Raw genomic sequence first — 254 nt, forward strand, 5'->3', positions numbered from 1 at the left:
GATCGTAAAATTTGTCTACAGAAGATTTGTATGTTCCGTCTTCGTTGCATTTTACGTAAACCATTCCAGATGCTCCCACTTGCGGACGTTTAACCCAGTCAATTAATCCGTCGATTTCTTTACGAGTGTAGTTTCCTGCTCCAGGAACAGCAATTCCGACAACTAATTCTGCTGCATTAAATACTGGGAATTCTTTATGCTGTGCAAACTCGTTTAATTCTCCAAACTTCATTCCGAAACGGATGTCCGGTTTG

Annotated in this window: 1 protein-coding gene; it reads right to left on the minus strand. The window is 40.9% G+C overall.

What is annotated here, in order from left to right; translation table 11 throughout:
• Positions 1-254, minus strand: a 254-nt coding sequence (locus ACWA1B_RS23140; protein ID WP_456911012.1) for a GAD domain-containing protein, incomplete at both ends; no start/stop codon positions are given.

This window comes from Flavobacterium xizangense (genome assembly GCF_054075145.1).